Source organism: Bacteroidota bacterium (genome assembly GCA_018698135.1).
In the GTDB taxonomy this organism is placed as follows: domain Bacteria; phylum Bacteroidota; class Bacteroidia; order CAILMK01; family JAAYUY01; genus JABINZ01.
Map to the genome: position 1 here is coordinate 1 of JABINZ010000056.1, position 7,636 is coordinate 7,636.

Sequence of the window (7,636 nt, forward strand, 5' to 3'; positions counted from 1 at the left end):
AATCCCGTCTTTCACCCATCGCTGTAAGTGTCAGATAATCAATTAGTTGAGATCCTTTTGTCTGACGCTTTTTGTATGTGAGTCAGCTTATTTGTAGTTTTATGAATACGCTGCGTTTTACCCAAAGGTTGTCAGAAATGGCAGCCTTTTTTTTATCTCAATAGCTGAATCGTACCACTCAACTCTTTGCTTTTCCCATTAGCTCCTTTGGCTTTGATCTGATATAAATAAGTTCCCATAGGACAAACTTCTCCTTTGAAAATGCCATCCCATCCAGTATTTATATCATCACTTTCAAACAATTTTTCTCCCCAGCGGTTAAAAATTTGGAGATTATATTCAGAAACAAAAATGCCTTTGGGCAGGAAAATGTCATTAACTCCATCCCCATTTGGGGTAAAGGAGTTTGGAACGAATAATCTGAACTCCGATGGAATACAGACAACATTCGAAACGGACTGCAAAGAATCTCCATTGCGGTAGGCGATTACTCGGTAACAATAAAAGGATGCTTGTATGTTGGTTGAACTATCAATGAAAGATATGGGCTTTGGGTTGTTAGTTATGGGTTGAAAAGGACTGCAATTTGTTCTTTGTATATTACAACCAGAAACTTGTAACATGTAATTTGAAACTCCTTGTTTCCATTGTTCATAAGCTGTCCAACTCAATTTGGGATATGCTCCACTTGTATCCACCCTCAACAAAATACTCTTCCCAATATTTGAATAAACACCTGTATAATCACAGCTATCTGTTGCATTGATTCGGTATATGTATGATTGTTCATCTACATCAACAAAATAATCTTCATAACTGGTATTGAAGTAGCTTTCATCAGAAATCCAATCCCACCAAATAGTATCTGTTGACCGCTCAATATGATATTCCTTCAATATCCCCTCAAGTGGTTTTTCCCATTCTATTAAAACATATTCATCATCCACCACTGTTGACCTTTCTAATTCAGGTGCTGAAACATGTGCTTCAATCACAAAATAGCGGGTAGTGTCTGAGGCACAGCCAAAATCTGTAGTGCTGGTCATGGTAACTGATTTCTGACCGGTATCATAAAAGATTGTCCAAGGATTTTGGTTTGTGCTGGTTTTGCCATTTTTGAAATCCCAGTACCATTGCATAACAGTTCCGCTGTCCACAAATGAACTGTCAAAAAAATACATGGTATCTTCCAGGCAATTATTGATGAAAATAAAGGCTGCAACTGGCATCGGATAAACCACCAGTTCATCACCAGTAGTATCAATACAGTCCTGGTCACTTTTTGCAATAAGCTGAACAGGATATATTCCCCAGTTCCTGAAAGTGGTATCAGGAGCTTGTATGGTTGAATATTGCCCGAAGCCAACCTCCCAACTATAGGTCAATGAACCATAGCTGATAGAGGTGCTATTCGTAAATTTAAAGTTATTTCCGGTCAGGCATTGGGTTGTATCATTCACAACAAAATCAGCCTTCGGCATTGGGTAAACAATTACTTGCTTTTCAGTGGAATCTTTGCAATCCTGGTCTGAAATAGCAAGAAGTTGAACCGTGTAAAGATCATCAAGCAATAAGGAATGATCAGGATCTTTATCTGTTGATGTATTTAAATCTCCAAAATCCCATACATAGTGTAATGTGCCATGATGGATAATGCTTGCATTCGTAAAATGATATGCATTTCCCCGTAAACATTGGTCGCTGTCGTTGATAGCGAAAGATGCGACTGGCATGGGATGAACAATTGCTTTTTTAAACAGGGTATCCCTGCAATTGTAATCTGATGTGGCAATCAAACGGATGCTGAATGTATCAAACCAGCTGTAGTTGTGATTTGGATTTTTCGTTATGGAAGAATCCCCATCCCCGAATGTCCAGCTGTATCCCAGCGTTCCATAATAAATGCCTGACAGGTTGTTGAACTGGAAAGTGTTGTTGGATAAACATTGGGAACTGTCCGAAATATCAAACTTTGCTTCCGGCATAGGCCTGACAATGACAGATTTTGACAGTGAATCTTTACAACCATATTCTGTTGAAACAAGTAGTTTGATATCGAAAGTATCCTGATTTTTATATTCTATGAATGGTTTTTTAACAACTGAATATTCAGAATTTCCAAAATCCCAATTAAAGTTCAAGATTCCATAAGGAACTGTGGAATTATTTGTGCATAAAAAATGATTCCCCAATAAACACAATGAAGAATCACTAACATCAAAGGCTGCTTGTGGCATTGGTCTCACAAAAAGCTTTCTTTCTGTTGAATCAATGCAATTGAAATCACTTGTCACCAACAATTTTATGTTGAATGTATCATAATAGGAATATGTATGGACAGGACTTGTTATATTGGTATAATTGACATCCCCAAAATCCCAATAGTTAGTTAATCCAACTGATTGAGGAATGGTTGACAGGTTGTTGAAAACAAAATTATTATTGAATAAGCACTGATCTGGATCACCAATTGAAAATGCTGCATCAGGCATTGAGTGTACAATTATGTCTTTGATTGTTGAATCTATGCAATTGAGAGAAGATGTAACAAGTAGTTTTACTTGGAAAGTATCGAAAAATCCATAAGTGTGGCATGGATTTTTCAATATTGAAGAACTGGAATCACCAAAGTCCCAATAATTACTAAAACTTCCATGAGGAATTGAGCTCAGATTATTAAAGCTGAAAAGGTTATTTTTTAAACAAAGACTTGCAGTATCACTCACAAAATCTGCTACGGGTGATGGATGAATTACAACTGTTTTTTCGATAGAATCTTTACAGAACCAGTCGGAAATAATAATTAGCCTGACACTCAAGGTGTCATAAATCGAATAGTTATGTAATGCATCCAGACTTTTCATGGTGTCTCCATCTCCAAAATACCAGTTTTGCGTAAAACTACCAGAACTTATAGTTGATTGATTGGTGAACGAAAATAAGTTCTCATTCAGACATTGGGCACTGTCGTCAATAGAAAAAGCTGAAATAGGTTCAGGATGAACATGAATGTATAATTTCCCCCAGCTTGAATCGATGCAGCCTTGATCAGAAGTTGCTATCAGATGAACATCGAAGGTGTCAGGATAAGTATATGAATAAACTGGATCCTTAAATGTTGATGTACCTCCGTCCCCGAACCACCAGGAAAAATCCATCGAACCATTTGGGATGCTTGAAGTATTTGTAAACCCAAAAGCATTGCGTTCAAAGCATTGGGAAGTGTCCCATATAAAATAGTCTGCTTTTGGCATGGGATAAACAATGACCGAGTGACTGACAGTATCAGAACAATAATTGGAGGAAGTGACAATAAGTGCTACTTCAAAAGTATCAAAAGCAGAATAAGCATGAGTTGGGTTTTGTAATATAGAAGAATCCATATCTCCAAAATTCCAATAATAATTCAAGCTGTCATTTTGAACAATTTGGGAATTATTGATAAATGAAAACAGGTTGCCGGTAAGACATTGGGTACTGTCTATCACATAAAAATCTGAAACAGGAGATGGATAAATGATTGCCCTTTTTGTGATTGAATCTGAACAATTGAGATCAGAAATTGCAACAAGCTTAATTTTAAATGTGTCAATACTATTGTAAGTATGAGTTGGATTGATTGCTGTTGAAGTTTGTCCATCTCCAAAATCCCAATGATAATTCAGGTTTCCACTATTGATTGCTGAATTATTTGAAATCTGGAATAAATTATTATTAAAACACAGTGTACTGTCAACAAAACTAAAATCAGGTTCAGGTTCAGGTTTTACAATAATAGTTTTTAAAACTGCATCAGTGCAACCATTATCAGAAGTTGCAATTAGATGCACTGTATATGTCCCATCACTTCCATATGAATATGAAGGAGAAACCATTGAAGATGTATCTTTGCCTACAAACACCCAATAATATGTCAATGATCCTGAATCGATTGTGCTATTATTTGTAAAGCAGAACAGGTTGTCATTTAGACATTGAGAGGTATCAATAATGGAAAACTGTGCATCGGGAACAGCTAGAATTTCAAGATATAATGTAATAACACTATCACAGCCTTTATAATTTGCAATTGTATCTTTATATTGGCCCGGATCATAGAGCATGGTTCCATGAAAATCATAATTCCCGCAAGCAGTAACAGAAATTGTATCATATGAATTAAAACAATCGGAAAACTTAGCAATTATTGCATCATTATTACCTCTTGCATAAATTTGATGTGCTCCAGTTGTTGCAACTGATGATTTTGATCCAGAACTGCCTACAACATATATATTGTTGTTCAAGTCTACATAAATATCATCTAATCCGCTTGCTGTATCTCCAAAATAAGTACACCATTTGAGTTGAAGGGATGTGTCAAACCTTGCTATGTAGCCATTTGGAGAACCCCCATTATTTCCACGATATGAAGTTTGATATGCACCAGATGTTGTAATTCCTGTATCAGACTGACCATGTCCAGCAATAAATAAATCTCCTCTTTTATTCACCTGGATACCATTAAACCAATCAGCATAGTAGCTTCCATAATATGTAGCTTTCAATCTTTGACCAGTAAAACTAAATTTAGCAATAAACCCATCAGCAGATCCTGCATTATTTACCTGATAGGCATTGGATGTTGAAATATTTGTCGTAGACCATGAAAATCCTGCCAGATAAATTGCATCAGTAATATCCAAAGAATTATATCTACATTCATCTGATTTATTCCCACCAAAATATGTTCCCCATTGTCTTTGTCCATTTGAATCGAATTTTACTAAAAACACATCTTCTGAACCGCCACCATAGGATGTTTGATGCGCATTTGAAGAAGCAATCTGAGATGTTGATTCGGTAATTCCAGCTAAATAGATATTTCCCAATGAATCTATGCACAGGCTATTCCCTTCATCAGGTTCACTACCGCCATAATAGGTAGCCCATTGAAGTTGACAGTTTGGGTTAAATTTGGCAATAAATGCATCCCGTTTTCCTCCTAATGAAGTTTGATGTGCTCCTGTGCTGGAAATAGAGCTAGAATTTGTAGATCCAGTAATTATTATATTTCTATTGTAGTCTAATGCAATATCATAACTTCCATCATATGTACTGCCCCCATAATAAGTACCCCATATTCTCTGCCCATTATTATCAAATTTAACAATAAATGCATCACTTTGCCCTCCAATTGTTGATTGATAAGAACCCGAAGTAGCTATGCCAGCAGTAGATGTCGTCCTTCCTGAAATATATAGGTTGTTACTATCATCTTTAATAATATTTCCATCATAATCGGAATTTGAACCTCCATAATAAGTACCCCATATTCTCTGCCCATTTTGATCCATCTTTACAATAAATACATCATAATTTCCTGCATAACTTGATTGATAAGCACCTGATGTTGCAATAGCAGTACTCGATTGAGTAAATCCAGATGTTAAAATATTCAGACTCGTATCAAGAATAATAGAGCGTGCTACATCTGTTCCACTTCCTCCATAATAGGTCGCCCATTTAATAACAGGTACCGGATCAATTAATAATGTTTGAAGTTTTGAATATTCATTTATTTCAAATCCAAAAATGTTTTTATCAAATGCTTTGTATTGGGCATTTATTAGTTTATTGTTTTCCAGAAGCCAACTTTCGGGGAGGCTTTCATGGAAATTCCCATTTGCTGTTTCAATGAGGATTTGTCCGTTTTCGAGTTTGAGACTGCTGGCTCCATTGTATTTAAGCCTGATTTGTGATACATCTGCACCGGGATGCACAATGAAGTTGTATTTGAAAGGCTGTTCTTTGTTTTTCTGCACGAAAAATTCGAGGTCAATGCCTGGGTAAATGTTTTTGTAGGTTACTTTTTGAAACGATCGGACAAAAGGTGCTCCTTCTTCTGGGGTTACTGCATTGTAGTAGTTGAGGTAATCTTCTGATGGGTCTTCTGCAATAATTTCTGGATTTGGATTTGCGTTTAGCAGTTCGATGTCAATTCGGTGGAAATGATAAATGATTTCATAATTATCAATACTGTCAAAGGGATGGCGAAACATGTCCAATTCATCCTTTTCCTTTTCCTGAGCCTCAGCCTTCGCCTTCGCCTCAATAACATAAGTATCGTAACTAAAACTATTTGCCTTCAACTGAACATTCAGCCCATTGTTCAAATTCAACAGGTATTTAACTTCCGGATTTGGTTGGAAATCCTGGTTATGGATCTGGCCTTTGTTTTCGATAAAGCCAGTATTGTTCTTAGCCATATTAAGCTTCTCCTGCCCCAAAACTATGATGGATTGAGTTAGTAGTAGTATTATCAGAAACGTTCCCTTACTGAAGTTCATCTTTTTGTTTTCCCAACAGCAGTTTAGTAGTAATTATAAGTTAAAGGTAACCATAATATTCTATAAATCTTTATATTTTCAGTGATTCAGGTATTACGAACAAATTTTCCATTTTACCGAACGATTTTGAATGTTTTGCGAACAAATTTTCATATCCGAAAAACACCTAATAGAGTACATAATAGATGATTATTAAAGAGAAAGTCTTATATTTATCAATTATACTGAACGCTTTTGATGATCTACAGGAACGAGAAAACAGCCATAGCAGGGTGTACAGCCTGATTTTGTTGTTGCGTCAGTTTGCGTCAGCTGGATAATGGAAATATAAACTTGTAAACAAAAGAAAATCAATAATATAAGAAAATGAGCGGACTAAAAATCTATAATCCCGTCTTTCACCCAGAAAAGCCTGTCTGTTCCGAGTCTTCGGGAGATGGGCTTTTATTGATTAATAATTCAGCATAAAAAAATAAATTGCCAACCAATGGCATACACTACCACCAATAACAAATAAGTGCCAAATAAGGTGCGAGAATTTAAGTTTTTCCAATTTGAAGAACAATATTCCTACTGTATAGAATAATCCACCAGCAAAAATTAAAATGATACTGACTGTTGATAGATTGTTAAAGAGTGGTTTGAGGAAAAACACTAGTAACCAACCCATAATTACATAAGAGATAATAACAAATGTATTTACTCCTCTCTCAAATTTGTTTGGGATAAAAGCTTTTACCAGTAGTCCTGCAAGTGCAAAACTCCATTCAATACCAAACATTAGCCAACCACCTTCAACTCGAATAACCGATAATGCAATAGGTGTATAGGTTCCTGCTATTAAAAAGTAAATCGCAATCTGGTCGAAATTATGAAAGAAATCTTTGGCATTACCAATGAGCAGTGAATGATTCATGGTGGATGAAAAGTAAAGTAGAATAAGCGTTGAGCCAAAAATAGCAACACTCACAATCTGCCAAATATTGTGATTTTGAATTGAAATAATAAGTAAAACGATGGAAGCCGTAATGGCTATGATCAAACCAATTCCGTGCGAAATGGCATTAGCTAGTTCCTCTTTTTTTGAAAATCGTGTGTTTTGTAGTTGCATGATTAAGGGCAATTATAATTGTCAATAGCATCTAAAATGATGCCTGAAAGACGTATAAAAAAAGGTACTGTTTAAATAACCAAGTAAAAGACGAAAAAAGTATCTTTACATAAGAAGAAGATCTTTCTATGAAAGACTATCTTGCGTAGCCTTGGCAGCATTTGGCAAGGCTACTTTTTTGTATCCTGGAACAAAT

At 35.8% G+C, this 7,636-nt stretch carries 2 protein-coding genes; both read right to left on the reverse strand.

Annotation, left to right across the window (positions count from 1 at the left end; genetic code table 11):
* Nucleotides 1-152 precede the first annotated feature (152 nt).
* Nucleotides 153-6,329: a PKD domain-containing protein gene (locus HOG71_03560; GenBank protein ID MBT5989909.1), complete on the reverse strand. Its 6,177-nt coding sequence runs from the start codon at nucleotides 6,327-6,329 to the stop codon at nucleotides 153-155.
* Between the two features lie 451 nt (nucleotides 6,330-6,780).
* Nucleotides 6,781-7,440: a hemolysin III family protein gene (locus tag HOG71_03565; protein ID MBT5989910.1), complete on the reverse strand. Its 660-nt coding sequence runs from the start codon at nucleotides 7,438-7,440 to the stop codon at nucleotides 6,781-6,783.
* Nucleotides 7,441-7,636: the final 196 nt, after the last annotated feature.